Origin of the sequence: Klebsiella sp. Q2 (genome assembly GCF_009900705.1) — a bacterium.
Lineage (GTDB): Bacteria > Pseudomonadota > Gammaproteobacteria > Enterobacterales > Enterobacteriaceae > Klebsiella > Klebsiella quasipneumoniae.
The window spans coordinates 618,802-644,604 of the sequence record NZ_JAAABE010000003.1 but is presented as its reverse complement, the minus strand read 5'-3'; the positions used below and the strand labels follow the sequence as shown (position 1 = coordinate 644,604).

Annotated in this window: 25 protein-coding genes and 5 tRNA genes; 9 read left to right on the top strand and 21 right to left on the bottom strand. The window is 59.4% G+C overall.

Annotated features, from left to right (window positions below; genetic code table 11):
- Positions 1–10: 10 nt before the first annotated feature.
- Positions 11–1,549 (top strand): multidrug efflux MFS transporter permease subunit EmrB, encoded by a 1,539-nt coding sequence (gene emrB, locus GT756_RS14875; protein ID WP_002914342.1) that lies wholly within the window; start codon positions 11–13, stop codon positions 1,547–1,549.
- Positions 1,550–1,685: 136 nt separating this feature from the next.
- Entirely contained in the window at positions 1,686–3,362 is a 1,677-nt protein-coding gene (leuA, locus tag GT756_RS14870; RefSeq protein WP_160124866.1) for a 2-isopropylmalate synthase, read from the top strand.
- On the opposite strand, the gene GT756_RS14865 is transcribed toward leuA, so the two are convergent.
- The 20 genes from GT756_RS14865 to mltB form a co-directional block, all read right to left on the bottom strand.
- Positions 3,341–4,108, bottom strand: coding sequence for a helix-turn-helix transcriptional regulator (locus GT756_RS14865; protein ID WP_109882480.1), 768 nt, complete (start codon positions 4,106–4,108; stop codon positions 3,341–3,343). The genes leuA and GT756_RS14865 overlap by 22 nt on opposite strands.
- A 52-nt stretch (positions 4,109–4,160) precedes the next feature.
- Positions 4,161–4,676, bottom strand: coding sequence for an S-ribosylhomocysteine lyase (gene luxS, locus GT756_RS14860; RefSeq protein WP_004205694.1), 516 nt, complete (start codon positions 4,674–4,676; stop codon positions 4,161–4,163).
- Between the two features lie 165 nt (positions 4,677–4,841).
- Positions 4,842–6,398, bottom strand: coding sequence for a glutamate--cysteine ligase (gene gshA / locus GT756_RS14855; RefSeq protein ID WP_004205693.1), 1,557 nt, complete (start codon positions 6,396–6,398; stop codon positions 4,842–4,844).
- Between the two features lie 66 nt (positions 6,399–6,464).
- Positions 6,465–6,893, bottom strand: coding sequence for a YqaA family protein (locus GT756_RS14850; RefSeq protein WP_023290761.1), 429 nt, complete (start codon positions 6,891–6,893; stop codon positions 6,465–6,467).
- Positions 6,890–7,456: a fructose-1-phosphate/6-phosphogluconate phosphatase gene (gene yqaB / locus GT756_RS14845; RefSeq protein WP_004205690.1), complete on the bottom strand. Its 567-nt coding sequence runs from the start codon at positions 7,454–7,456 to the stop codon at positions 6,890–6,892. Before yqaB ends, GT756_RS14850 begins: the two co-directional genes overlap by 4 nt.
- Positions 7,457–7,581: 125 nt before the next feature.
- Positions 7,582–7,896, bottom strand: coding sequence for a BON domain-containing protein (locus GT756_RS14840; protein ID WP_004205689.1), 315 nt, complete (start codon positions 7,894–7,896; stop codon positions 7,582–7,584).
- Between the two features lie 355 nt (positions 7,897–8,251).
- Positions 8,252–8,328 (bottom strand) — tRNA-Arg (locus GT756_RS14835).
- Between the two features lie 96 nt (positions 8,329–8,424).
- Positions 8,425–8,501, bottom strand: a tRNA-Arg gene (locus tag GT756_RS14830).
- Between the two features lie 61 nt (positions 8,502–8,562).
- A tRNA-Arg gene (locus GT756_RS14825) sits at positions 8,563–8,639 on the bottom strand.
- Positions 8,640–8,789: 150 nt separating this feature from the next.
- Positions 8,790–8,866: transfer RNA gene (locus GT756_RS14820), tRNA-Arg, on the bottom strand.
- A 4-nt stretch (positions 8,867–8,870) separates the two neighbouring features.
- Positions 8,871–8,963: transfer RNA gene (locus GT756_RS14815), tRNA-Ser, on the bottom strand.
- Between the two features lie 322 nt (positions 8,964–9,285).
- On the bottom strand, positions 9,286–9,471 hold the full coding sequence (gene csrA, locus GT756_RS14810; RefSeq protein ID WP_000906486.1) for a carbon storage regulator CsrA: 186 nt from the start codon (positions 9,469–9,471) through the stop codon (positions 9,286–9,288).
- A 363-nt stretch (positions 9,472–9,834) separates the two neighbouring features.
- A complete protein-coding gene (gene alaS, locus GT756_RS14805; protein WP_048325458.1) occupies positions 9,835–12,462 on the bottom strand; it encodes an alanine--tRNA ligase in 2,628 nt (875 codons plus the stop codon).
- 250 nt (positions 12,463–12,712) lie between these two features.
- Positions 12,713–13,213: a recombination regulator RecX gene (gene recX / locus GT756_RS14800; protein ID WP_004205687.1), complete on the bottom strand. Its 501-nt coding sequence runs from the start codon at positions 13,211–13,213 to the stop codon at positions 12,713–12,715.
- 70 nt (positions 13,214–13,283) lie between these two features.
- Positions 13,284–14,342, bottom strand: coding sequence for a recombinase RecA (recA, locus tag GT756_RS14795; protein ID WP_004205686.1), 1,059 nt, complete (start codon positions 14,340–14,342; stop codon positions 13,284–13,286).
- A 90-nt stretch (positions 14,343–14,432) separates the two neighbouring features.
- Entirely contained in the window at positions 14,433–14,930 is a 498-nt protein-coding gene (gene pncC, locus GT756_RS14790) for a nicotinamide-nucleotide amidase (protein WP_160124865.1), read from the bottom strand.
- A gap of 138 nt (positions 14,931–15,068) precedes the next feature.
- Entirely contained in the window at positions 15,069–15,947 is an 879-nt protein-coding gene (locus GT756_RS14785; protein WP_004205683.1) for a metal ABC transporter substrate-binding protein, read from the bottom strand.
- Between the two features lie 7 nt (positions 15,948–15,954).
- On the bottom strand, positions 15,955–16,818 hold the full coding sequence (locus tag GT756_RS14780; RefSeq protein ID WP_004205682.1) for a metal ABC transporter permease: 864 nt from the start codon (positions 16,816–16,818) through the stop codon (positions 15,955–15,957).
- Positions 16,815–17,525, bottom strand: a complete 711-nt coding sequence (locus GT756_RS14775; RefSeq protein WP_072140381.1) for a metal ABC transporter ATP-binding protein — start codon at positions 17,523–17,525, stop codon at positions 16,815–16,817. The genes GT756_RS14780 and GT756_RS14775 overlap by 4 nt, the downstream gene beginning before the upstream one ends.
- 338 nt (positions 17,526–17,863) lie before the next feature.
- Complete coding sequence (mltB, locus tag GT756_RS14765) at positions 17,864–18,943, bottom strand: lytic murein transglycosylase B (RefSeq protein WP_135699172.1); 1,080 nt, start codon at positions 18,941–18,943, stop codon at positions 17,864–17,866.
- A 277-nt stretch (positions 18,944–19,220) separates the two neighbouring features.
- Here mltB and GT756_RS14760 point away from each other — a divergent pair, with 277 nt between their 5' ends.
- The 7 genes from GT756_RS14760 to gutQ all read left to right on the top strand — a co-directional run bounded on the left by GT756_RS14760 (position 19,221) and on the right by gutQ (position 24,241).
- The gene (locus GT756_RS14760; RefSeq protein ID WP_004205677.1) at positions 19,221–19,784 is read left to right on the top strand and encodes a PTS glucitol/sorbitol transporter subunit IIC; all 564 of its coding nucleotides are present in this window, start codon (positions 19,221–19,223) and stop codon (positions 19,782–19,784) included.
- A complete protein-coding gene (locus GT756_RS14755; RefSeq protein ID WP_004205675.1) occupies positions 19,781–20,761 on the top strand; it encodes a PTS glucitol/sorbitol transporter subunit IIB in 981 nt (326 codons plus the stop codon). The genes GT756_RS14760 and GT756_RS14755 overlap by 4 nt, the downstream gene beginning before the upstream one ends.
- Before the next feature lie 13 nt (positions 20,762–20,774).
- Positions 20,775–21,137 (top strand): PTS glucitol/sorbitol transporter subunit IIA, encoded by a 363-nt coding sequence (gene srlB / locus GT756_RS14750; protein ID WP_004205674.1) that lies wholly within the window; start codon positions 20,775–20,777, stop codon positions 21,135–21,137.
- Positions 21,138–21,149: 12 nt separating this feature from the next.
- Positions 21,150–21,929 (top strand): sorbitol-6-phosphate dehydrogenase, encoded by a 780-nt coding sequence (gene srlD / locus GT756_RS14745; RefSeq protein ID WP_002914815.1) that lies wholly within the window; start codon positions 21,150–21,152, stop codon positions 21,927–21,929.
- A 154-nt stretch (positions 21,930–22,083) separates the two neighbouring features.
- Entirely contained in the window at positions 22,084–22,443 is a 360-nt protein-coding gene (gene gutM, locus GT756_RS14740) for a transcriptional regulator GutM (RefSeq protein ID WP_048325461.1), read from the top strand.
- Positions 22,444–22,509: 66 nt separating this feature from the next.
- The gene (locus GT756_RS14735) at positions 22,510–23,283 is read left to right on the top strand and encodes a DNA-binding transcriptional repressor (protein WP_004205671.1); all 774 of its coding nucleotides are present in this window, start codon (positions 22,510–22,512) and stop codon (positions 23,281–23,283) included.
- Positions 23,276–24,241, top strand: coding sequence for an arabinose-5-phosphate isomerase GutQ (gene gutQ / locus GT756_RS14730; protein ID WP_048295428.1), 966 nt, complete (start codon positions 23,276–23,278; stop codon positions 24,239–24,241). The genes GT756_RS14735 and gutQ overlap by 8 nt, the downstream gene beginning before the upstream one ends.
- Here the strand turns inward: gutQ and norR are convergent.
- A complete protein-coding gene (gene norR / locus GT756_RS14725; RefSeq protein WP_048295430.1) occupies positions 24,204–25,754 on the bottom strand; it encodes a nitric oxide reductase transcriptional regulator NorR in 1,551 nt (516 codons plus the stop codon). The two genes, gutQ and norR, sit on opposite strands and share 38 nt — an antisense overlap.
- Positions 25,755–25,803 lie beyond the last annotated feature (49 nt).

Here is a 25,803-nt window from a genome sequence, read left to right as displayed (position 1 = left end):
GGTGAGTGTAATGCAACAGCAAAAACCGCTGGAAGGCGCGCAGCTGGTCATCATGACCATTGCGCTGTCGCTCGCGACGTTCATGCAGGTGCTGGATTCCACTATCGCCAACGTGGCGATCCCGACCATCGCCGGTAACCTTGGCTCATCGCTGAGCCAGGGGACCTGGGTCATCACTTCGTTCGGGGTCGCTAACGCCATCTCCATTCCGATCACCGGATGGCTGGCCAAGCGCGTGGGCGAGGTGAAGCTGTTCCTGTGGTCCACCACCGCTTTCGCCATCGCCTCCTGGGCCTGCGGCGTCTCCAACAGCCTGACGATGCTGATCTTCTTCCGCGTCATTCAGGGGATTGTTGCCGGGCCGCTGATCCCGCTGTCGCAAAGTCTGTTGCTCAGCAACTATCCGCCGGCGAAACGCTCTATCGCCCTGGCGCTGTGGTCGATGACGGTGATCGTCGCTCCCATCTGCGGCCCGATCCTCGGCGGCTATATCAGCGATAACTACCACTGGGGATGGATCTTCTTTATCAACGTGCCCATTGGCGTGGCGGTGGTGCTGATGACCCTGCAGACCCTGCGCAACCGGGAAACCAAAACCGAACAGCGGCGTATCGACGGCGTCGGCCTGGCGCTGCTGATCATCGGTATCGGTAGTCTGCAGGTGATGCTGGACCGGGGCAAAGAGCTGGACTGGTTCTCCTCCAATGAAATTATCATTCTGACCATCGTGGCGGTGGTGGCGATAAGCTTCCTGATCGTCTGGGAGCTGACCGACGATAACCCGATTGTCGATCTGTCGCTGTTTAAGTCGCGCAACTTCACCATCGGCTGCCTCTGCATCAGCCTGGCCTACATGCTCTACTTCGGGGCCATCGTGCTGCTGCCGCAGCTGTTGCAGGAGGTCTACGGCTACACTGCGACCTGGGCCGGCCTGGCGTCAGCGCCGGTGGGGGTGATCCCGGTCATTCTGTCGCCGATTATCGGCCGCTTTGCGCATAAGCTCGATATGCGGCGGCTGGTCACCTTCAGCTTTATCATGTACGCCGTCTGCTTCTACTGGCGCGCCTGGACCTTCGAACCGGGGATGGACTTTGGCGCCTCGGCGTGGCCGCAGTTTATCCAGGGCTTCGCGGTGGCCTGCTTCTTCATGCCGTTGACCACCATCACCCTTTCCGGCCTGCCGCCGGAGCGGCTGGCGGCGGCGTCGAGCTTGTCGAACTTCACCCGTACCCTTGCTGGCTCCATCGGTACCTCGATCACCACCACCCTGTGGACCAACCGCGAGGCGCTGCACCATGCGCAGCTCACCGAATCGGTGACGCCGTTCAACCCCAACGCGCAGCAGATCTACGATCAGCTGCAGGGGATGGGAATGACGCAGCAACAGGCGTCCGGCTGGATAGCACAGCAGATAACCAACCAGGGGCTGATTATCTCCGCCAACGAAATCTTCTGGATCTCAGCGGCCATTTTCATCCTGCTGTTGGGACTGGTGTGGTTCGCCAGACCCCCGTTCAGCGCCGGCGGCGGCGGCGGCGGCGCGCACTAAGCCTCACATTAAGGGACCTGCGGGTCCCTTTTTTACGCCTTCAGGTTGTCCAGTTCTCGCTAGTTTCTGTCTCGTTTGCGAAAGCCCGCCCGCCGGCGCTCGGGCAGGATAAAGGCTGACCATTAAGGAGAACACTATGCTGAGCCATCCTGCTGAAAAGTACCGACCCTATCCGCCGATCGCTCTTCCCGACCGCCGCTGGCCTGACCGGCAAATCAGCCACGCCCCACGCTGGCTGTCGACTGACCTGCGCGACGGCAACCAGGCGCTGGCCGAGCCCATGGACAGCGCCCGCAAACTGCAGTTCTGGGATCTGCTGCTGGAGTGCGGCTTTAAAGAGATTGAGGTCGCCTTCCCTTCCGCTTCACAAACCGACTTCAACTTTGTCCGCCAGCTGATTGACGAACAGCGCATCCCGGAGGATGTCACTATCCAGGTGCTGACCCAGGCGCGAGACCCGCTGATCCTGCGCACCTTTGAGGCGCTGCGCGGCGCCCGCCGGGCCACCGTCCACCTCTACAATGCCACCGCGCCGCTGTTCCGCGAGCTGGTTTTCGGCATGGACAAGGCCGAGGTGATCGCCCTCGCGACCCGCGCCACCCGGCTTATCCGTCAGCAGTGCGAACAGCAGCCAGAGACCCGCTGGCAATATGAATATTCGCCTGAAACCTTCTGCTTCACCGAGCCCGAGTTTGCGCTTGAGATTTGCGAAGCGGTGGCGGATGTCTGGCAGCCCTGCGCCGAGCGACCGATGATCGTCAATCTGCCGGCGACGGTGGAAGTCAACACCCCGAATGTCTATGCCGATCAGATCGAATATTTTTGCCGCCACTTCTCCCGCCGCGGCGAAGTCTGCATCAGCGTGCATCCGCACAATGACCGCGGCACCGGCGTCGCCAGCGCCGAGCTGGCGGTGATGGCCGGTGCCGACCGGGTGGAAGGCTGCCTGTTTGGCAACGGCGAACGCACCGGCAATGTCTGTCTGGTGACGCTGGCGATGAATCTCTACAGCCAGGGCATCGACCCTGAGCTTCGCTTCGAGCAGATGAACCGGGTGGTGGAAGTGGTGGAAAACTGCAATCAGATCCCCGTTCACCCGCGCCACCCGTGGGCGGGAAGTCTGGCTTACACCGCCTTCTCCGGCTCTCATCAGGATGCGATCAAAAAAGGATTTGATGCCCGTCAGCCTGGCGACCCGTGGCGGATGCCCTATCTGCCGATTGACCCGCAGGATATTGGCTGCAGCTATGAGGCGGTGATCCGTGTCAACAGCCAGTCGGGGAAAAGCGGCAGCGCCTGGCTTATCGAACAAAATCATGGCCTGAAGCTGCCCCGCGGGCTGCAGCAGGACTTCAGCCAGCACGTTCAGCAGGCCACCGATAGCGACGGCAAAGAGATGACCCACCATGCGCTGTGGCAGCTGTTCCGCACGCGCTACGGGCTGCAGACGCAGTCTGCGCTGACGCTGATCGATTATCAGAGCGCCAGCCAGCAGAATGGCCAGCTTTCCCTGCAGGCAACGCTGCGTCACCACGGCGAAACCCGACGCCTGCAGGGCCAGGGCAACGGCCTGCTCTCCGCCGCAGCCAGCGGCCTCAGCGCGCTGTTTCGGCAACCGTTTATGATCAAGGACTATCATGAGCATACCCTCGGCGCGCGCAGCGACAGCCGGTCGGTGGCCTATATCCGCTGCGTTTTTCCGCAAGGAGAAAGCTACTGGGGCGTGGGTATCGATAATGACGTGGCGCGCGCCTCGCTGCAGGCGCTGTGCAATGCGCTCAGCGCCGCCGATCAGGCCGGGGGACGAAAATAGTCGCTGGGGGCGACGCCCATCACCCGACGAAACATGGCGCTGAAGGCGCTGTGGCTGCCGTAGCCCAGCTCCAGCGCCACCCGCAGCACGGAGTGGCCCTGCGCCAGGCGAATCAGCGCTTCCATTAGCTTCGCCCGGCGCACCCACTCGCGCCACGTCAGGCTAGTCTGCCGCTGAAAATGGCGGTTCAGGGTTCGCTCGCTCATGCTGCACGCCTTCGCCGCCTGGCTGCTGCTCCAGACGTCGCCCGGCGCCTCGCGCACCTGCTGGCACAGCCGGCGCAGCGTTTCGCTTTGCGGCTCCGGCAGGCCAAACGGCAGGATCGCCATCCCGCGGATCTCATCGAGGATCAGCTCATAAATCCGTTCGTCGCGGCTGGCGGGGGCATAACGCTCGGCCAGCGCCAGGGAGGAGACAATCAGTTCCCGCAGCAGGGGCGTGATCTGTACGATCTGGCAGCCCGCCGGAAGATCGGCGCGCGCCAGCGGATCGATAAACAGCGTTCGCGCCGCCACGTTGCCGGTCATGCGCAGCGCGTGCGGCGTTCCCGCCGGCAGCCAGACGCCGCGTCCGGGCGGCACCACCCAGTAGCCTGCCGGCGTCGCCACCCGCACCACGCCGCTTAAAATATGCAGCAGCTGGGCGCAGTCATGCTGATGCCAGTCTTCCTGGTCACCGTGAGCATAATCATGGGCAAAGGGCACCAGCGGGCGGTGCTGAAAGGAGAAGGTGGTGGTCGTCGTCATGGCGGCGTCGGGAAAGCGGCCCGGCGACAGGCGTCGGGCCGCGGCGGAAGCACTAGATGTGCAGTTCCTGCAGTTTTTCTTTCGGCAACGCCAGTTCGTCGTTGCTGTTGATGCGCACATCGCGCTCGATGATATGACGAGCGATCTCCTGCGCCTCTTCCAGCGAGTGCATGGTGTAGGTCCCGCACTGGTAGACGTTCAGCTCCGGGATCTGGTTCTGATCTTTCACCTTCAGCACGTCGGCCATCGCCGCTTTCCAGGCGTCGGCGACGCGCTGCTCGTCCGGCGTACCAATCAGGCTCATATAGAACCCGGTGCGGCAGCCCATCGGCGAAATGTCGATAATTTCCACGCCATTCCCGTTCAGGTGATCGCGCATAAAGCCGGCGAACAGGTGCTCGAGGGTGTGGATACCGCGCTCCGGCATCACTTCCTGGTTCGGCACGCAGAAGCGCAGATCGAATACGGTGATTTCATCGCCATGCGGCGTGTTCATTTTCTTCGCGACACGCACCGCTGGGGCTTCCATTCGGGTATGGTCGACTGTGAAACTATCTAACAACGGCATTCGTCACCTCCGGGAGTGAATTTTTTTAAAATAAAATGAACTCTTTGTTCAGCCGCGAGTCTCAGTATATGAAAGACGCGCATTTATTATCATCATCATCCCTGAATCAGAGATGAAAGTTTGGCCACAGTGATGTGGCCTTTTTCTTTTCCAGCGCTTCGACCGCTACGCGTGCCGCGCCAACAGCGCCTCAAACGGCTCGCTGTCTTCCGCTTCTATTTTCTTCTGTCGCGCCACCGACGCGTCGCGCTCGGCGATGAAATCTTCTTCGCTCAGGATCTCCAGCGGCTCTTCACGCAGCTGGGTCCGGTAACGATCGGCCAGCGCACGGCCGGTTCCACCAATCCCTTCTTCAATCATAGAACGCAGAATGCGGGCTGAGAAGGTTAATTCCGGATCGTCAAAACAGGCCAGCAGCTCATCGCAGACCTGTTGATAGGCCTCGCCGCCGTGAATGCTGTCCAGCGTCTGCGCTACACGGCGTAAATCGCGGAACAGATCTTTACCCACCTGCGCCAGCGGGAACTGCGCGCTTTCGCAGCCGATGCCCAACGTTAAGCCCGGCTTACGCCCTTCCAGAATCACCCGATTCCAGTTGGTGCGGGTGCACAGCAGCTCATCGCTGCTCATCTCCGGCGCGTCGGCCAGCGCGCACCAAACCATAAACAGGTCGAGGAAACGCACCTGCTGGGCGTCAACGCCGATCGGCGAGAACGGATTGATATCCAGCGAACGCACTTCGATATACTCAATACCACCGCGCAACAGCGCATCGGACGGGGTTTCGCCCCGACGGGTGACGCGTTTCGGGCGGATCGGCGCATAGAGTTCGTTTTCAATCTGCAGGATATTGCTGTTGATCTGCAGATACTTACCGTCTTTTTCCAGCCCGATTTTGGCGTACTCTTCCGACGGCGTTTTAATCGCGCGCTTCAATCCTGCCACATACTCGTGCAGATCGTTAAACGTAATTCCGAGATTGCTTTGCGACTTATTGGTATAACCAAGGTCGCTGAGGCGCAGCGAGGTGGCGTACGGCAAGTAATACATGCCGTTGCCCGTCTCCTCAAAGGGCAGCGTCGTCGGCTTTCCTTGCAGGAACGAAGCGCAAATCGCCGGCGAGGCGCCGAACAGATAGGGGATCACCCAGCCAAAGCGATAGTAGTTACGAATTGAGCGGAAATAGCCCGCCGAAATGGCCTCTTTACCACTCTCAGCGTCTTCCACACCACATTTAGCCTGCCAGAAGGCCATCGGTAGGGAGAAGTTATAGTGCACGCCGGAGATAGTCTGCATCAGCGCGCCATAGCGGTTCTTCAGCCCCTCGCGATATAGCGTTTTCAGGCGCCCCACGTTAGAGGTGCCGTACTGCGCCAGCTCAATATCCTGACCGGGGGCGATATAGCATGGCATACTCAGCGGCCACATCCGCTCGTCGCCAAGCTGACGCGCGGTATAGCGATGGACATCGCGCATAAAGGTCAGCATATGCTCAATATCGCCGTCCACCGGCGTAATAAACTCGAGTAAAGCTTCGGCAAAATCGGTGGTAATCCATTTATGCGTCAGCGCTGAGCCTAACGCCGGAGGGTGACCGGTCGTTGCAAGGGTGCCGTCTGCGTTCACGCGCAGCGTTTCCCGCTCCAGACCACGTTGAATACCCTGCAGAGCCTGCGGATGTTTTTCCAGCCAGGCCAGCGCCTGTGATACGTCCGGGATCAATTTGACCTCCCGCCTGTCGAAATCGTTTGAATAAGCATAATTGTAATGGATGAACTGTCAGTCCAATTAGTGCCACCACGTCATGCCCTGAAGCGTCGCTGCTGCAATGACGATATAGCGCAGCGCCTTTCCAAGGCATAAGAAAAAGAGTACCGGTCCCCAGGAAATGCGCATCCATCCCGCCAGCAAACACAGTAAATCGCCGACAACCGGCGCCCAGCTCAGCAACAGCGTAACCGCGCCGTAGCGCTTAAGCCAGCCGGCCGCCCGCTCCTGCCAGCGCGAGGTTTTACGCAGCGGAAACAGGCGCCCCAGAATAACGTTAGTTACCCCTCCAAGGCTATTGCCGATTGTTGCTATTAATACTAACCACCACGGATGACTAACCCCCGTTAGAAGCATCGCAACCAGCACGACCTCCGAATTGCCGGGAAGCAGCGTGGCGCTTAAAAAGCTACTGGCAAACAGCGAGAGGAGTGACAGCGCGTCGCTCACAGCAAACGCACGTCTACAGCGTCCATTCCCGCGCGCTTCGCCGCTTGCAGACCAAAGTCGGCATCTTCGAAGACCACGCATTTTTCCGGCGCGACGCCCATGCGCTCGGCACACAGCAGGAAGGTATCGGGCGCGGGTTTATGGTTGACCACATGATCGGCCGCCACCACCGCGGAGAAGTAATGACGCAGGCCCAGGTGCGCCAGCAGCGCTTCGGCGACGGCGCTTTCGCTACCGGTGCCGACCGACATCGGGCGACGGCCGTGCCACGCCTTGACCACCTCGATCAGCGGCAATGGACGTACGCTGTCCAGCAGCATCGCCTTAACGGCCAGGGTTTTTTCCTGCGCCAGGCGATGTGGATCGAGATCCGCCTGGTTGAGTTCAATAATCGCCTGGGCAATCCGCCAGGTCGGTGAGCCATTGAGGGCAACCATCGCCTGTTCGTCGAAACGCATACCGTAGCGGCCCAGCACCTCATTCCATGCCTGACGATGGGTCGGCTCGGTATCGAGGATAGTGCCATCCATATCAAAGATCAGTCCTGCGTAACCTTCGTACATCGTCTTCTCACCAACCGGTTAATGAATGGTTACTGTAACGCAAAAGCCGGTCGTTGTCGCGGCCAGCGGCGCAGACGACAAAGGCGCCCACAGGCGCCTTCAGGCATCAGACCGGATAGGCGGCCTTATTTAATTCGCAGATCGTTTTCGACCATTCGCACGCCCTGCACCCGACGGGTGACTTCCACCGCCCGTTTAGCGCTTTCCGCGGAGGAGACAAATCCGCTCAGTTGGACGCGGCCTTTAAAGGTCTGGACGCTGATTTCAGAGGACTTGATGTCTTTATCGTTAAAGAGCGCCGTTTTTACCTTGGTGGTCACCACGGTATCGTCAATATAGCCGCCCGTACTCTCCTTTGTAGCCGATCCCGCACAGCCAGCGAGGGCCGTCGCCACCAGCAGCGTTGCGCAAAAAGCAGGTATTGCTTTGAACCATTTCATGGATTTCTCTCCTTGCATTTATCTCAGCCTGATAACGCTGATATACAAGGATAAATTATAGTGGAAAGCGCGGCTTGCCAATAAAAAAGTCAGGATGAAACTGGCGATGGGAAACGCGGTTATCGGGATGGTGAGAGAAGAGTGAAGATGATGCATTCAGAACGGGTGCTGCGATAATTTCGCAGCCTATGTAACAACATCGTCGTTGTTACTGAGGAGAATATGGTACATCCGGGAGGATGATTCGGCTTCGCCTCACCCTTCGGGCCGTTGCTTACGCAACGTTATCCTCCCTGGTGCTGGCGATGATTTCGCAGACCATAAAACAACATCGTCGCTGTTATTAAGGAGAATATGGTGCATCCGGGAGGATTCGAACCTCCGACCGCTCGGTTCGTAGCCGAGTACTCTATCCAGCTGAGCTACGGATGCATCGGGAAAGCTATTTTACTGCGGGGTTACTCTCCTGGCACTTACGATGGTTTCGCAAACCAGATAACAACAATGTTGCTGTTACTAAGGAGAATATGGTGCATCCGGGAGGATTCGAACCTCCGACCGCTCGGTTCGTAGCCGAGTACTCTATCCAGCTGAGCTACGGATGCATCGGGATTACTGCTGTAATTCTGATATCAAATTTCGCGATTTGCCATTCTTATTAAAGAATGGTGCATCCGGGAGGATTCGAACCTCCGACCGCTCGGTTCGTAGCCGAGTACTCTATCCAGCTGAGCTACGGATGCATCGGGAAACTTGCTTTACTACGCGTCAGTGTCACAACTAACACATGCCACACTGAGTATGACGGCCTAATCGGTAGAGTGACTCGATTATGCCTCGCACTGCGGGCCGCTGCTTTCACAGCGCGCTTCCCTCTTAATTCAGAAAGAAGATGGTGCATCCGGGAGGATTCGAACCTCCGACCGCTCGGTTCGTAGCCGAGTACTCTATCCAGCTGAGCTACGGATGCAAAATGGCGGTGAGGCGGGGATTCGAACCCCGGATGCAGCTTTTGACCGCATACTCCCTTAGCAGGGGAGCGCCTTCAGCCTCTCGGCCACCTCACCACACACGCCTCTTTCGAGTGCTTCGAAGAACTTGTTTCTGCTCTTCGTCGCTGCGATGGCGCACATATTACTTTCTGGTACTTATAAGTCAAACACTTTTTCGAGACCTTTTTTCGTTTGCACACTTCGCACGCAATTCGCGTGCAAAAACGGCAAAAAGGGCAATTTATCAACAGGAAATCAGCCCTGACGCTGGCATAATGTCAAACAACCAAAGCGGCAAAGGGTAATGAAAAGCGGTATGGTGCAGGGGGAAGAAACAGAAAAAGGGAAAAAGCGGCGATAAGTGATGCGCCTCACTGAACAGCGAGGCGCGGAAACCTTAGTAACTGGACTGCTGGGATTTTTCAGCCTGAATACGCTGGTAGATCTCTTCACGGTGTACAGATACTTCTTTAGGGGCGTTTACGCCAATACGAACCTGGTTACCCTTCACCCCTAAAACTGTCACAGTGACCTCATCTCCAATCATGAGGGTCTCACCAACTCGACGAGTCAGAATCAGCATTCTTTGCTCCTTGAAAGATTAAAAGAGTCGGGTCTCTCGTATCCCGGCATTATCCATCATATAACGCCAAAAAGTAAGCAATGACAAATACCTTACGGTATAAGCAGTCATGGCATCACATTCTGTTAAACCTAAGTTTAGCCGATATACACAATTTCAACCCGACTTTATCGTTATCGGTGTTTCTCGCGCAAGGTGCCATTTCCCTGAGGTTACGGCACCTAAACCCGCCATACTTCAAGTTGCATGTGTGTTGGTTTTCCTCGCTCACCCCAGTCACTTACTTGAGTAAGCTCCTGGGGATTCGCTGTGTCGCCGCCTTCCTGCAACTCGAATTATTTAGGGTATATGCGTTTATAGTTATTACAGTTTTGCGCTGACCCAGCCTTTCACACTGGCTAACGCTGCAGGGAGAGCAGACGCATCGGTACCACCGGCCTGCGCCATATCCGGACGACCGCCCCCTTTACCGCCCACCTGCTGAGCGACCATACCAACCAGCTCCCCAGCCTTGACGCGATCTGTCACATCCTTAGACACACCGGCAATCAGGGAAACTTTACCGTCTGCGACCGTAGCCAACACCACAACCGTCGAACCCAGCTGGTTCTTCAGATCGTCAACCATGGTGCGCAGCATCTTCGGCTCCACGCCGGCCAGCTCGCTGACCAGCAGCTTAACGCCGTTAATCTCTTCCGCTTTGCTGGAGAGGTTTGCGCTCTCCTGCGCCGCAGCCTGCTCTTTCAGCTGCTGCAGCTCTTTTTCCAGCTGACGGGTACGCTCCAGCGCGGCGCGAACTTTCTCGCCGAGATTGTGGCTGTCGCCCTTCAGCAGCTGTGCGATATCGCTGAGCTGATCGCTCTGCGCGTGCAGCATGGCCATCGCGCCCTCACCGGTCACCGCTTCGATACGGCGCACGCCAGCGGCGGTACCGGACTCAGACGTGATACGGAACAGGCCGATATCACCGGTACGCGCCGCGTGAGTCCCGCCGCACAGTTCGGTGGAGAAGTCGCCCATCCGCAGCACGCGGACGCGGTCATCGTATTTCTCGCCGAACAGCGCCATCGCGCCGGATGCGCGCGCGGCATCGATATCCATAATGTTGGTTTCGATAGCCAGGTTACGACGGATCTGCGCGTTGACCAGATCTTCCACTGCACGAATCTCTTCCGGCTTCATCGCTTCGAAATGCGAGAAGTCAAAGCGCAGCGCTTTATCGTTGACCAGCGAGCCTTTCTGCGCCACATGGGTGCCGAGCACCTGGCGCAGCGCCGCGTGCATCAGGTGCGTCGCGGAGTGGTTCAGGCGGATACGCTGACGGCGAGCCTCGTCCACATCGGCCTGCACCGCGTCGCCCACTTTCAGGGAGCCGCTGGCGACTTTACCGATATGACCAATGGCCTGGCCGTACTTCTGCGTGTCGCTGACCGCGAAGGAGAAGCCCGCGCCTTTCAGTTCGCCTTTATCGCCCACCTGGCCGCCGGACTCCGCATAGAACGGGGTCTGGTCGAGGATCACTACCGCTTCCTGACCCGCGCTGACGCTATCCACCGCTTTGCCATCGATGAACAGCGCAGTCACTTTGCCGTTCAGCTCCAGATGATCGTAACCTTTAAATTCAGAGGCGCCGTCAACGCGGATCATCGCGTTATAGTCAGCGCCGAAACCGCTGGACTCGCGCGCGCGACGGCGCTGCTCTTCCATGGCGGCCTCAAAGCCGGCTTCGTCAACCTTGATGTTGCGCTCGCGGCAGACGTCCGCGGTCAGGTCGACCGGGAAGCCGTAGGTGTCGTACAGACGGAAGGCGGTTTCGCCATCCAGGGTGTCGCCTTTCAGCTTCGACAGCTCTTCATCCAGCAGCGCCAGTCCGCGCTCCAGAGTACGGGCGAACTGCTCTTCTTCGGTTTTCAGCACCTGCTCAACCTGAGCCTGCTGCTGCTTCAGTTCTTCGCCGGCGGAGCCCATCACGGCGATCAGCGGGGCAACCAGTTTCCAGAAGAAGGTATCCTTCGCGCCCAGCATGTTGCCGTGACGGATCGCGCGGCGAATGATGCGGCGCAGCACATAGCCGCGGTTTTCATTCGACGGGATTACGCCGTCAGCGATCAGGAAGGCGCAGGAGCGAATGTGGTCGGCAATAACGCGCAGCGACTTGTTCGTCAGATCGGTGGCGCCGGTGACTTTCGCCACGCTGGCGATCAGATCGCGGAACAGGTCGATGTCATAGTTTGAGTTAACGTGCTGCAGCACCGCGGCAATACGCTCCAGGCCCATACCGGTGTCGACGGACGGCTTCGGCAGCGGCTCCATGGTACCGTCAGCCTGACGGTTGAACTGCATGAAGACGATGTTCCAGATCTCAATGTAGCGGTCGCCGTCTTCTTCCGGACTTCCCGGAGGGCCGCCCCAGATGTGATCGCCATGGTCGAAGAAAATCTCGGTGCACGGACCGCACGGACCGGTGTCGCCCATCTGCCAGAAGTTGTCTGAAGCAAACGGCGCGCCTTTGTTGTCGCCGATGCGGATGATTCGCTCGCGCGGGACGCCTACTTCATTGGCCCAGATGTCGTATGCTTCGTCATCGGTCTCGTAAACGGTGACCCACAGCTTCTCTTTCGGCAGCGCGAACCAGTTCTCACCGGTCAGCAGCTCCCACGCGTATTTGATGGCATCCTGCTTGAAGTAGTCGCCGAAGCTAAAGTTGCCCAGCATTTCAAAGAAGGTGTGGTGACGCGCGGTGTAACCGACGTTTTCCAGATCGTTGTGTTTACCACCCGCACGCACGCAACGCTGCGCGGTGGTCGCACGCGAATAATTACGTTTGTCGAGACCAAGGAAGACATCCTTGAACTGGTTCATCCCTGCGTTGGTAAACAGCAGGGTCGGATCGTTGTGCGGCACCAGGGAGCTGCTGGCAACTACCTGATGTCCCTTGCTATGGAAAAAGTCGAGAAACGCCTGACGGATCTCAGCGGTGCTCTTGCTCATAATTATCCTGAAATCAAGCTACACGTCATCCTTCAAGTCGCCTCTGTCCTGGCTGCGCTTGCTCTTCCGGCACCGAACTGACGTGCGTTGCGGAAGATAGTCTCTCTTGCCGCCCTGATGCAGCTTGAATGATTTTGTGTAAAGGAATAATCGCCCAGGACGCTGCCTGCACTGTCACAACCAGCGGCCCGACGGAATAAAGTGGGAATAAGATAAGTTTTCTTTACGGCGAAGTAAAATCCCGGATGGGTCAATCTGCAAAATTTCGCCAGATTTCCTGGATATCTTCCATCAGGTAGCCACGGTACAGCAGGAATCTCTGGATTTTCACTTTTTCAGCAAAGGCGGAGGGTAACGGTTCACCGTATTTACGCTGCGCCTGCGCCCTGGCAAGGCTCACCCAGTCGATATCGCATTCGCGCATCGCCTGCTCCACGGCCTGGCGCGCAATGCCTTTCTGGCTGAGCTCCTGACGAATGCGCGCGGGGCCATAGCCTTTGCGGCTCCGGCTGGCGATGAACTGGCCGACAAAACGATTATCGTCGAGATAACGGTTTTCGATACACCAGGCAACCACCTGCTCCAGCTCTTCAGGGGTGACGTCCAGCGCCTCGGGGCCGTTTTTGCTCATTACCGGAGCAGCCAGTTTGCGCCGCAGCTCCTGTTCGCTGTGGTCGCGCATCGCCAGAATGCGGATAGCGCGGTCCAGCAGGCGGGCGTAGCCGGAGCGGCGTGATGAAGGTTCAGTCACAGGCACCTCAATAATCTAAGAAAAGCAAAAGGGCCGCATAAGCAGCCCTTTATCACTCTGTTAGACGATATCAGAAATCTTGTTCCGTTTCTTCTGCATCGTTGCCGTCAACGGCGAAGTCCGGCGTAGAGTCCTGGTTGTTGAGCAGCAGTTCGCGCACTTTCTTCTCAATCTCTTTCGCCGCCGCCGGGTTCTCTTTCAGCCAGGTGATAGCGTTCGCTTTGCCCTGACCAATTTTGTCGCCGTTGTAGCTGTACCAGGCGCCCGCTTTCTCAATCAGCTTCTCTTTCACGCCGAGGTCAACCAGCTCGCCGAAGAAGTTGATGCCTTCGCCGTAGAGGATCTGGAATTCAGCCTGTTTGAACGGCGCCGCAATCTTGTTCTTCACCACTTTGACGCGGGTTTCGCTACCGACGACGTTGTCGCCCTCTTTCACCGCGCCGATGCGACGGATATCCAGACGCACGGAGGCGTAGAACTTCAGCGCATTACCGCCGGTGGTGGTTTCCGGGTTACCGAACATCACGCCGATTTTCATACGGATCTGGTTGATAAAGATCAGCAGCGTGTTGGACTGCTTCAGGTTACCCGCCAGTTTACGCATCGCCTGGCTCATCATACGCGCCGCGAGGCCCATGTGAGAGTCGCCGATTTCGCCTTCGATTTCCGCTTTCGGCGTCAGCGCCGCGACGGAGTCGACGACGATAACGTCAACCGCGCCGGAGCGCGCCAGCGCGTCACAGATTTCCAGCGCCTGCTCGCCGGTATCCGGCTGAGAACACAGCAGGTTGTCGATATCCACGCCCAGCTTGCGCGCATAGACCGGATCCAGCGCGTGTTCCGCATCGATGAACGCACAGGTTTTACCTTCGCGCTGCGCTGCGGCGATAACCTGCAGCGTCAGGGTGGTTTTACCGGAGGATTCCGGCCCGTAGATCTCGACGATACGGCCCATTGGCAGACCGCCGGCGCCCAGCGCGATATCCAGAGAAAGCGAGCCGGTGGAGATGGTTTCTACGTCCATAGAACGGTCTTCACCCAGGCGCATGATGGAGCCTTTACCGAATTGCTTTTCGATCTGGCCCAGTGCAGCCGCCAACGCTTTCTGTTTGTTTTCGTCGATCGCCATTGTTACTCCTAATCATGCAGGGTGAAGCGTGTTCGCTTCGCCGTTAATATTTGTTCAGTTGAGGCAATTATACTGTATAGTCATACAGTATCAAGTCTTTTGTAGAAATTGTTGCCAGAGCAGATTGAGCGCGTAGGCCGTCGCCTGACGACGTACCGCTTCGCGGTCTCCGGCAAAGCATTCCCGCCGCGTCACCCCTTGCCCGCTAACGCTGGCGATGCCAAACCACACCGTCCCGACCGGCTTTTCGTCGCTGCCGCCATCCGGCCCGGCGACGCCGCTAACCGAGATGGCATAGTCCGCGCGCGCGGCGCGCAACGCGCCGATCGCCATCTCCACCACCACCGGTTCGCTCACCGCGCCGTTGTCCCGCAGCGTCGCTTCGCTGACGCCGATCATTTGCGATTTGGCCTCGTTGCTGTAAGTCACAAAACCGCGTTCAAACCACGCTGAGCTGCCGGCAATATCGGTGATGGCTTTCGCTATCCAGCCACCGGTGCAGGATTCCGCCGTGGTCACCGTCGCGCCCTGCGCCTGCAGCGCCCGGCCGACCTTCTCGCTTAGCTGCATTAATTCTGAATCGGTCATTATCGCCCCGCTTTGCTCCGGATAAAGAGGCCATCAAAGATAGCACTTTCCACAGAGATATGGGGACGAGGTGTGGAATTTACGAGGGGACATCCAAAATGAATCATCCCGGCGGCGCCGGGATGAGAAATCGCACGCTTACTTCATGCTGGCGGCGATCAGCGCCACGTTATGACGCATCATTTTGACATAGCTATCCGCGACGCCCCCCGGGGCGGAGAGCGCCTCAGGATAGAGTTCTCCGCCGGGCTGCGCGCCGGTGGCGCTGGCAATCTGCTTCACCAGCCGCGGGTCAAGCTGGTTCTCCATAAACCAGGTATGGACGCCGTCCGCGTTGATTTGCTTAATCAGCGCCGCCACCTGCGCCGCGCTGGCCTCGCTCTCTGAAGAGAGCCCCTGCGGCGCGAGGAAGGTTACGTGATAAGCGCGGCCAAAATAGCCGAAAGCGTCATGGCTGGTCAGGACCTTGCGCTTGGCCAGCGGAATGGCGCTGAACTGCCCTTTCGCCCAGCCGTCGAGGGCCGTCAGCTGGTCGATATAGCGCTTGCCGCTGCTGGTCAACGCCGCTTTATCTTCCGGGTCGGCTTTCACCAGACCATCGAGGATATTCTGCGCATACAATGCGCCGTTCGCTGCGCTGTTCCAGGCGTGGGGATCGGTCACCGTTTTGCCGTCTTCATCGAGGGTATGGGTCTTGACGCCCTTCGACGCCACCACCAACTCGCCCTTAAAACCAGAGGCCTTAATCAGGCGATCCAGCCAGCCTTCCAGTCCCAGGCCGTTAACCACCACCACGTCGGCCTTGCTGAGCAGCGCGCTATCCTTCGGCGACGGCTCGAAGGTGTGCGGATCGCCATCCGGGCCGACCAGGGTATCCACATGGACATGCTCCCCGCCAACCTGCTGCACCATATCACCCAGCACTGAAAAACTGCTTACCACATTCAGCGTTTTCGCCATCGCCCCCTGCGCCATCAGGCCGAAGGCCAGCGCGACCACTATTGCACTACGTTTCATCATTTCCTTACCCCATCAATTTGCGCCAGCCGACCAGCAGTCGGCTGCGCGTGCCAAAAAACAGCGAAATAAAAAACAGCGCGCTGGCGGTCAGCACGATGGCGGGCCCGGCGGGAAGACTGGCCGCCCAGGAGAGACTCAAACCCAGCCAGGCGCAGAGCGCGCCGGAGAGCGCCGCCAGCAGCAGGATGCCCGGCAGCGTTCGCGCCCAGCAGCGCGCGGCAACCGCCGGAAGCATCATCACCCCTACCGCCATCAGCGTGCCGAGCACCTGAAATCCCGCCACCAGGTTAAGCACCAGCAGCGCCAGAAAAAGCCCATGCAGCACCGCGGGCAGCCGGCGGTTATTCACCTGCAGCCAGGCACTGTCGAACGCCTCGCTGACCAGACCGCGGTAGCACAGCGCGATGCACAACAGCGTCAGGCTGGCGACGCCGCTGACAAACAGCGCCGCGTCACGATCCACCGCCAGAATGGAGCCAAACAGCAGATGCAGCAGGTCGACGCTGGAGCCGCGCAGCGACACCAGAGTGACGCCCAGCGCCAGCGATCCCAGATAAAATCCAGCAAAGCTGGCGTCCTCTTTTAACGGCGTCCGCCGACTCACCCATCCCGCCACCAGCGCGACCGCGATGCCGGCGACAAAGCCGCCCACGGTCATGGCCAGCAGCGACATGCCGCTCAGCAGATAGCCCACCGCCACGCCGGGGAGAATGGCGTGCGACAGCGCGTCGCCCATCAAGCTCATGCGCCGCAGCAACAGGAAGACGCCCAGCATGGTGGTGCTTAGCGACAACGCCAGGCAGACCACCAGCGCCCGGCGCATAAAGCCGAATTCAATAAAAGGTTGAAAGAAGGTGTGCCAGATCATGCTGACCTCGCCTGGCTGAAGGCCGGGAGAACCGCCCGGGTGGCACCCCAGCAGGCGCGCTGGCGGGTTAAAAGCAGCGTCTCCGGAAAAAAGTCGGCTACCCGCTGGTTATCATGCAGCACCGCCAGGATGGTTTGCCCCTGCCGGTGCATGTCGAGGATCAGCTCCATCAGTTCGCGACTGGTCGCTTCATCGATACCCGTGAAGGGCTCGTCGAGCATCACCAGCGGCGCCCGCTGCACCATCACCCGGGCAAACAGCATGCGCTGAAACTGGCCGCCGGAGAGCGCTTCGATCGGGGTTTTCGCCAGGCTCGCCAGCCCGACCCGCTCCAGCACCGCGCCGATGCGTCGCCGGGTATCGCCGCTCAGACCGCGCAGCAGCGACACGCCGGGCCATGCGCCCTGACTCACCACATCCTGCACGTTGAGAGGAAACTGTGACTCGAGGGCATGGCGCTGTGCCAGCCAGCCAATCACCGGCCGCTTTCCCTGCCAGCGCAGGCGGCCGCTGACCGGCGGAAGAAACCCGGCGAGGGTTTTCAGCAGGGTCGATTTTCCGCAGCCATTGAGACCAACGATTGCCGTCAGGCTGCCGGGACATATCATCCCGCTCAGCGGAGGGGTGATCGCCGCCCCGCCATAGCCGGTTACCAGTTGTTCCAGTTCAATCATGGCAGCGTCACCGCCCACCAGGTCGCCAGCCATAGCGCCGCCAGCAGCGTTCCAGCGATGGCCAGGCGCGCCGCGCCGGATGCCATAAAAACCGATGCGAACATATCCTTACCCCTTTTATTAAATGTTATAACATAACAATACAGGGGCGAAATTAGATTGTAAATCAGCGTCGGTGAGCGGAAATGTAACAAAGGTAGACAGGAAGCATGCCGACGGGAAGAAACAGCAGGATAAGCGCGGCCTTTCCGGGACCCCCCCCGGTCGCGCTGCGCTTACGGGGCCACCAACCAGATAACAGACCGTCGCCCGGATAAGGCGCTACGCGCCGTTATCCGGGGAGGCTCGGATACTGTCAGCCGATGACAGTATTAATAACCGCCGCGGGCCTGAGAAACCGCCAGGCCAAGCTGCCAGACGGCCATGGCGTAGTGGGTGCTGTGATTGTAGCGAGTGATGGTGTAGAAGTTCGGCAACCCGTACCAGTACTCATAGCCGGTGCCGACGTCCAGGCGCAGCAGACTGGCCTGCTGATGGTTGCCCAGCGGCTGGGTCGGAGTTAATCCCGCCGCCGACAGCTGCGACACGCTGTATTTGGTTTTGAAACCATTCTCCAGCCCCGGCGCCTGGCCCAGCGCCTGCACCGCCACCAGATCGCCGCTCACCCAGCCGTGCTGTTTGAAGTAGTTGGCCACGCTGCCGATAGCATCCACCGGGTCCCACAGGTTGATATGGCCGTCGCCGTTAAAGTCCACCGCGTATTGCTTATAGGACGACGGCATAAACTGGCCGTACCCCATCGCCCCGGCGAAAGAGCCTTTCAGATCCAGCGGGTCGTCGCTTTCGCTGCGCGCCATCAGCAGGAAGGTTTCCAGCTCGGAGGAGAAGTATTCGGCGCGGCGCGGATAGCTAAACGACAGGGTCGCCAGCGCGTCGAGGATGCGGGTTTTGCCCATCACCCGTCCCCAACGGGTCTCCACGCCGATAATACCGACAATGATTTCCGGCGGCACGCCGTAGACCTGATAAGCGCGGTTGAGCGCGTCCTGATATTGATTCCAGAACACCACGCCGTTCTGCACGTTATCCGGGGTAATAAACTGTTTCTTGTAGCGCAGCCAGGCGCCGGTTGGCCCGGTCGGCGGCAAGCCGGTCGGCGCCTGACGATCCATCAGCCGCAGAACGTAGTCCAGACGCTTCGCCTGCGACAGGATCTCCTGCAGCTGCTGCCTGTCGAAGCCGTGCTTCGCCACCATCTTATCGATGAACTGCGCCGCCGCCGGGTTGTTGGCGAAGTCGCCGCCCATCTGCATCACGTTATGCTGCGGTTCCAGCAAAAAGCCGCCGGTTCCACTCGCCATCTCCGTTTCCGCGGGAGTCTTGGGTTTGCTGCTGCAGGCAGCGAGGAGCACACAAAGGGGAAATAAAGCCAGAGAGCGACGCTTCAACATGGGAATTCCGTTTAACAAATTCAGCAAGGGATAATTATGGTAAAGCATGCGACGACCAACAAGAAAGCGACAATCCGTTTGTAGACAAAATAGTCCTTCACCGACCCCTTCCCTGCATGCTGTCATGCCCCTCGTTATTTCATCCTCTCAGCGCCAATCTTTCAAAATAAAATATTTATCTTTCATTTTGCGATCCATTTAACACTTTAAAACCTTTCAAAATGATTAAAATCAGCCTGCAGTTAGCAAGAAAAATAACATGCTGAAGGAGAGAACAATGATTGACGTCGTGACCCACGGCGCGGAGTGGTTTATCGGCCTGTTTCAGAAAGGCGGCGAGGTGTTTACCGGCATGGTGACCGGGATCCTCCCCTTGCTGATCAGTCTGCTGGTGATCATGAACGCGCTGATCAACTTTATTGGCCAGCAGCGGATCGAAAAACTGGCGCAGCGCTGCGCCGGGAACCCGATCTCCCGCTACCTGCTGTTGCCCTGCATCGGTACCTTTGTGTTTTGTAACCCGATGACCCTGAGCCTGGGCCGCTTTATGCCAGAGAAGTACAAGCCCAGCTATTACGCGGCGGCGTCCTATAGCTGCCACTCAATGAACGGTCTGTTTCCGCATATCAACCCCGGCGAACTGTTCGTCTATCTCGGCATCGCCAACGGCCTCACCACCCTCGGCCTGCCGCTCGGTCCGCTGGCGGTGAGCTATCTGCTGGTCGGGCTGGTGACCAACTTCTTCCGCGGCTGGGTTACCGACCTGACCACCTCGATTTTCGAGCGAAAAATGGCGATTCAGCTGGCTCAGAAAGTGCATCTGTCAGGAGCGACATCATGACCCGGATTCGTATTGAGAAAGGCACCGGCGGCTGGGGCGGCCCCCTTGAACTCGACGTCGTCGAGGGCAAAAAGATCGTCTATATCACCGCCGGCACCCGCCCGGCGATCGTTGACCGCATCGCCAGCCTGACCGGCTGGCAGGCGGTGGACGGTTTTAAAGAGGGCGAACCGGCGGAAAGCGACATCGGCGTGGCGATTATCGACTGCGGAGGCACCCTGCGCTGCGGGCTCTATCCCAAGCGCCGCATCCCGACGGTGAATATCCATGCCACCGGCAAATCGGGGCCGCTGGCCCAGTACATCACAGAAGATATCTACGTCTCCGGCGTCAAGGAGGAGAACATTCAGCGCATCGCGACCGGCGGCACGATAGCTCCCGAGCCACCGGCGGAGAACAACCGCGCGGGTCGCGACTACGACGCCAGCAAAAAGATCACTGAACAGAGCGATGGCCTACTGGCGAAGGTCGGGATGGGGATGGGCTCGGTGGTGGCGGTGCTGTTCCAGGCCGGACGCGACACCATCGATACGGTGCTGAAAACCATCCTGCCGTTTATGGCCTTCGTCTCGGCGCTGATCGGCATCATCATGGCCTCCGGCATCGGCGACTGGATCGCCCATGGCCTGGCGCCGCTCGCCAGCCATCCGCTGGGTCTGGTGACCCTGGCGCTGATCTGCTCCTTCCCGCTGCTGTCGCCGTTTCTCGGCCCCGGCGCGGTTATCGCCCAGGTGATTGGCGTACTGATCGGCGTGCAGATCGGCCTCGGCAATATTCCGCCGCACCTCGCCCTGCCGGCGCTGTTCGCCATTAACGCCCAGGCCGCCTGCGATTTTATCCCGGTTGGCCTGTCGCTGGCCGAAGCTCGCCAGGATACCGTGCGCGTCGGCGTGCCGTCGGTGCTGGTCAGCCGCTTTTTGACCGGCGCGCCAACGGTGCTGATCGCGTGGTTCGTTTCCGGATTTATTTACCAGTAAGAGGGGCCAGAACATGACCGTGATTTACCAGACCACCATTACGCACATCGGCGCCTGCGCGGCGATGGCGCTGGAAGAGCAAATGCTGATCACCTTCCGCGAGGGCGCCCCGGCGGATATCGAAGCGTATTGCTTTATTCACAACCACGGCGAGCTTGCCGGTTCGCTGCAGCCGGGTGCAGAGCTGCAGCTTGGCGAGCTGCGCTACCCGGTGACCGCCGTCGGCGACGTTGCCGAGCAAAATCTGCGCGAGCTGGGCCATATCACCCTGCGCTTTGACGGCCATCGCGACGCGGAGTTTCCGGGGACCGTCCACGTGGCGGGCCCGGTGCCGGACGCCATTGCGCCCGGCTGCGTACTGAAATTTGTTGCTTAACAGGAGAGAAAGATGAATCAGGTTGCTGTTGTCATTGGCGGTGGACAAACCTTAGGAGAGTTTCTGTGCCGCGGGCTGGCCGCCGAGGGCTACCGCGTGGCGGTGGTCGATATTCAGAGCGAAAAAGCCAGCCGCGTCGCCCAGGAGATTAACGCTGAATATGGCGAAGGCATGGCGTATGGCTTCGGCGCCGACGCCACCAGCGAGGCCAGCGTCACCGCGCTGGCCCATGGGGTGGATGAGATTTTCTCGCGCGTCGACTTGCTGGTGTACAGCGCCGGCATCGCCAAAGCGGCGTTTATTAGCGACTTTGCGCTGGGGGATTTCGACCGCTCGCTACAGGTCAATCTGGTGGGCTACTTCCTCTGCGCCCGCGAATTCTCCCGGCTGATGATCCGCGACGGCATTAAGGGACGCATCATTCAGATCAACTCGAAATCCGGCAAAGTCGGCAGCAAGCACAACTCCGGCTACAGCGCGGCGAAGTTCGGCGGCGTCGGACTGACCCAGTCGCTGGCGCTGGATCTGGCGGAATACGGCATTACCGTACACTCACTGATGCTCGGCAATCTGCTGAAGTCGCCGATGTTCCAGTCGCTGCTGCCGCAGTACGCCACCAAGCTCGGTATCGATGAGAGCGAGGTCGAGCAGTATTACATCGACAAGGTGCCCCTGAAGCGCGGTTGCGAATATCAGGATGTGCTGAACGTATTAATGTTTTACGCCAGCCCGCAGGCGTCGTACTGCACCGGTCAGTCGATCAACGTTACCGGCGGTCAGGTGATGTTTTAAAGGGATCCCGGATGGCGCCGCGCTTATCCGGGCTACAAAACTGTAGGTCGGGTAAGGCGTTAGCCGCTACCCGACGAAAAGGCACCGCGGATCGCTCGGGTTAGGCGCTCGCGCCACGACCCGGGTTGTTCCCGCCCCCCTTAAGGAGATACCTATGGTTACCGCATTAATCACCGTCGCCGCCATCGCCTGGCTTACCCAAATGGCCTTTGGCGGCTGGCAGATCCGCCGTTTCAATCGCGCTTTCGACAGCCTGTGCCAGCAGGGTCGGGTGGGGGTCGGCCGCTCCGCCGGACGCTTTCAACCGCGCGCCATCGTCGCTATCGCCGTTGATGATGACAACCGCATTTGCGACACGCTGCTGATGAAAGGCTTCACCATTTTCGCCCGTCCGCAAAAAATCCCCGCGCTGGACGGCAAACATATCGCGGAATTGCAGCCTGATGTGATCTTTCCCCATGATCCGCGCTGTCAGAATGCACTATCATTAGCGCTTAATCCGAAACATGGATAATTTCGTTGTAAAAGTAAATATCTTGCGAAATTATCACTTCGAAACTTAAACGCAGGATAGACGCCTATGAAACCACGTCAGCGCCAGGCAGCCATTCTCGAGTTCCTGCAGTCGCAGGGAAAATGCTCGGTCGAAGAGCTGGCGCAACATTTCGATACGACCGGCACCACCATCCGTAAGGATCTGGTCACGCTGGAAAACGCCGGCACCGTCATTCGCACCTACGGTGGCGTGGTACTCAACAAGGATGAAGCCGATCCGCCGATCGATCATAAGACGTTGATCAACACCCATAAGAAAGCGCGCATCGCCGAAGCGGCGGTGCGTTTTATTCATGATGGCGACTCCCTCATCCTCGATGCCGGCAGCACGGTGCTGCAGATGGTCCCACTGCTCAGCCGCTTCAATAACATCACGGTGATGACCAACAGCCTGCATATCGTCAATGCCCTTGCCGAACTGGATAATGAACAGACTATCCTGATGCCCGGCGGCACCTTCCGCAAAAAATCGGCCTCCTTTCACGGCCAGCTGGCGGAAAACGCTTTCGAACAGTTCAGTTTCGACAAGCTGTTTATGGGCACCGACGGCATCGATCTGAACGCCGGCGTCACCACCTTCAATGAGGTGTATACCGTCAGCAAGGCGATGTGCAACGCCGCCCGCGAAGTGATCCTGATGGCCGACTCGTCAAAGTTTGGCCGTAAAAGCCCCAATATTGTCTGCGGCCTGGAGCGCGTGGATAAACTGATTACCGATGCCGATATTGACCCTGCATTCCAGCGGGCGCTGGAAGCCAAAGGCATAGAAGTCATCATTACTGGAGAACATCATGAGTAACTTTTTGTTAGAGGCCGGACGCCAGACCCTGATGCTGGAGCTACAGGAGGCGAGCCGCCTGCCGGAACGCCTGGGCGATGACTTCATCCGCGCGGCGGAGACCATCATCCACTGCGAGGGCAAACTGATTGTCTCCGGTATCGGGAAATCCGGTCATATCGGCAAAAAGCTGGCGGCGACCTTCGCCAGCACCGGCACTCCGGCCTTTTTCGTCCACCCGGCGGAAGCCCTGCACGGCGATCTCGGCATGCTCGACGGTCGCGATGTGATGCTGTTTATCTCCTACTCCGGCAGCGCGAAAGAGCTGGATCTGATCGTGCCGCGGCTGGAGGAAAAAGGGATACCCCTGCTGGCGATGACCGGCAAATCCACCTCGCCGCTGGCGCTGGCGGCGAAAGCAGTGCTGGATATCGCCGTGGAGCGCGAAGCCTGTCCGATGCATCTGGCACCGACCTCCAGCACCGTCAACACCCTGATGCTCGGCGACGCGCTGGCGATGGCGGTGATGCAAGCCCGCGGCTTCAGTGAAGAGGATTTCGCTCGCTCCCATCCGGCGGGGGCGCTCGGCGCGCGTCTGCTGAACAAAGTGCATCATCTGATGCGCCGCGACGACGAAGTGCCGCGCGTCGGTACAGACGCCAACGTCATGGACGCGATGCTCGAGCTGAGCCGCACCGGGCTCGGCCTGGTGGCGGTCTGCGATGAGGCCAACCGCGTGCAGGGCGTCTTCACCGACGGCGACCTGCGCCGCTGGCTGGTGGGCGGCGGCACCTTAAACGACGGCGTCACGCAGGCGATGACCCGCAACGGCGTGACGCTGCAGGCGGAGAGCCGCGCGGTGGAAGCCAAAGAGCGGCTGATGAAACATAAAATCAGCGCCGCGCCGGTAGTGGATGAAAACGGCCTGCTGGTCGGCGCCATCAACCTGCAGAACATTTACCAGGCCGGGATCCTTTAAGCCCCAGACGTTTCGCCAGCCGGTGCAGGTTGGCGACGTCCAGTTCCAGCGCGCGGGCGGTCGCCGCCCAGTTGCCCTGATGCGCCGCCAGCGTGCGGGAAATCGCCTCGCGCTGGAAGTTATCCGTGGCTTCGCGCAGATTGACGTTGCCCATCGCCGGCGCCGCTGCCATCTCCTCGGTCGGCAACGTCGGCGCAGCCGCTGTAAACTGGAAATGCTGCGGCTCCAGTACTACGTCATCGCCAGCCTGGGTAGCCCGCGCCAGCACCACCGCCCGGTGAATGGCATGCTCCAGTTCGCGCACGTTGCCCGGCCACGACCACTGCTGCAGCCTGTTACGCGTTGCCTCACTTAAAATTACCCGCGCCAGCCCCATCCGCAGGCGGCACTGCTCGCAAAAATAGCCTGCCAGCAGCACCACGTCATTTTCCCGCTCGCGCAGCGCCGGAACCGACAGCGGGAAAACGCTCAGCCGGTGATAGAGATCGGCGCGAAAGCGCCCTTCCACCACCTCCTGGCGCAGATCGCGGTTGGTCGCCGCCAGCACCCGCACATCGACCCGCAGGCTGCGGTCATCGCCGACACGCTGAATATCGCCATACTGCAGGACGCGCAGCAGCTTCGCCTGCAGCGCCAGCGACAGTTCGCCGATTTCGTCGAGGAACAGCGTGCCGTTATCGGCCATCTCAAATTTGCCGCTGCGGTTGCTGATAGCCCCGGTAAACGCCCCTTTCACGTGACCGAACAGCTCGCTCTCCGCCACGCTCTCCGGCAGCGCCGCGCAGTTGAGGTACACCAGCGGGTTAGCCGCCCGCGGCGAACCCTGATGCACCGCCTTCGCCACCAGCTCTTTGCCGGTCCCCGTTTCGCCGCTGATCAGCACGTTTAAATCCGAGGCAGCGACAATCTCGATCTCTTTTTTCAGCTGCAGCATCGGCGCCGACAGGCCGATGAGCTCCTGGCGCTCCGGCTGCGGGTAATTCACCACCTGCGGCGGCAGGACGTTTTGCGCTTCAAGGCGGGCGATAAGCAGCGCGTTATTCAGCGCCCCGGCCACCAGGGCGGCGATCAGCCGCAGCTCTTCATCGCTGAAGCTGTCGAAGCGGTCGGCATCCATACCGTCAAGGGTCAGTGCGCCGATCAGCGTTTGCCCGGCAAACAGCGGCAGCCCCACGCAGGCGTGAACCTTGAGGCTCTCCTGGCCGGGGATCAGGCCGTCATAGGGGTCCGGCAGGTCGCTGTCCGCCGGGAAGCGCACCACATCGCCGGCGCGGGCGATCGCCTCCAGCCGCGGATGCCCATCCAGCGCAAAGCGCCGGCCAAGCACATCCTGCGCCAGGCCATCGATCGCCAGCGGCACAAACTGATGGGCCTCATAGCGCAGCAGCGCCGAGGCGTCGCAGCCCAGGATCTGCCGCAGGGTGGCGATCAGGCGCGAAAAGCGGTCGACGTGACCGATATCGCTTTGTAAATCAATGGCGATTCTCGCCAGCGCCTCAACGGAAAAACTCATCATCGCTCCATTGTCATTTTGACAACCTTAATAGTCATATCGACTATTT

Coding starts and splice junctions, on each gene's coding strand:
- emrB (WP_002914342.1), top strand. CDS start 11: ATGCAACAGCAAAAACCGCTGGAAGGCGCGCAGCTGGTCATCATGACC.
- leuA (WP_160124866.1), top strand. CDS start 1,686: ATGCTGAGCCATCCTGCTGAAAAGTACCGACCCTATCCGCCGATCGCT.
- GT756_RS14865 (WP_109882480.1), bottom strand. CDS start 4,108: ATGACGACGACCACCACCTTCTCCTTTCAGCACCGCCCGCTGGTGCCC.
- luxS (WP_004205694.1), bottom strand. CDS start 4,676: ATGCCGTTGTTAGATAGTTTCACAGTCGACCATACCCGAATGGAAGCC.
- yqaB (WP_004205690.1), bottom strand. CDS start 7,456: ATGTACGAAGGTTACGCAGGACTGATCTTTGATATGGATGGCACTATC.
- GT756_RS14840 (WP_004205689.1), bottom strand. CDS start 7,896: ATGAAATGGTTCAAAGCAATACCTGCTTTTTGCGCAACGCTGCTGGTG.
- csrA (WP_000906486.1), bottom strand. CDS start 9,471: ATGCTGATTCTGACTCGTCGAGTTGGTGAGACCCTCATGATTGGAGAT.
- alaS (WP_048325458.1), bottom strand. CDS start 12,462: ATGAGCAAGAGCACCGCTGAGATCCGTCAGGCGTTTCTCGACTTTTTC.
- recA (WP_004205686.1), bottom strand. CDS start 14,342: ATGGCGATCGACGAAAACAAACAGAAAGCGTTGGCGGCTGCACTGGGC.
- pncC (WP_160124865.1), bottom strand. CDS start 14,930: ATGACCGATTCAGAATTAATGCAGCTAAGCGAGAAGGTCGGCCGGGCG.
- GT756_RS14785 (WP_004205683.1), bottom strand. CDS start 15,947: ATGAAACGTAGTGCAATAGTGGTCGCGCTGGCCTTCGGCCTGATGGCG.
- GT756_RS14780 (WP_004205682.1), bottom strand. CDS start 16,818: ATGATCTGGCACACCTTCTTTCAACCTTTTATTGAATTCGGCTTTATG.
- GT756_RS14775 (WP_072140381.1), bottom strand. CDS start 17,525: ATGGCTGGCGACCTGGTGGGCGGTGACGCTGCCATGATTGAACTGGAA.
- mltB (WP_135699172.1), bottom strand. CDS start 18,943: ATGTTGAAGCGTCGCTCTCTGGCTTTATTTCCCCTTTGTGTGCTCCTC.
- GT756_RS14760 (WP_004205677.1), top strand. CDS start 19,221: ATGATTGACGTCGTGACCCACGGCGCGGAGTGGTTTATCGGCCTGTTT.
- GT756_RS14755 (WP_004205675.1), top strand. CDS start 19,781: ATGACCCGGATTCGTATTGAGAAAGGCACCGGCGGCTGGGGCGGCCCC.
- srlB (WP_004205674.1), top strand. CDS start 20,775: ATGACCGTGATTTACCAGACCACCATTACGCACATCGGCGCCTGCGCG.
- srlD (WP_002914815.1), top strand. CDS start 21,150: ATGAATCAGGTTGCTGTTGTCATTGGCGGTGGACAAACCTTAGGAGAG.
- gutM (WP_048325461.1), top strand. CDS start 22,084: ATGGTTACCGCATTAATCACCGTCGCCGCCATCGCCTGGCTTACCCAA.
- GT756_RS14735 (WP_004205671.1), top strand. CDS start 22,510: ATGAAACCACGTCAGCGCCAGGCAGCCATTCTCGAGTTCCTGCAGTCG.
- gutQ (WP_048295428.1), top strand. CDS start 23,276: ATGAGTAACTTTTTGTTAGAGGCCGGACGCCAGACCCTGATGCTGGAG.
- norR (WP_048295430.1), bottom strand. CDS start 25,754: ATGAGTTTTTCCGTTGAGGCGCTGGCGAGAATCGCCATTGATTTACAA.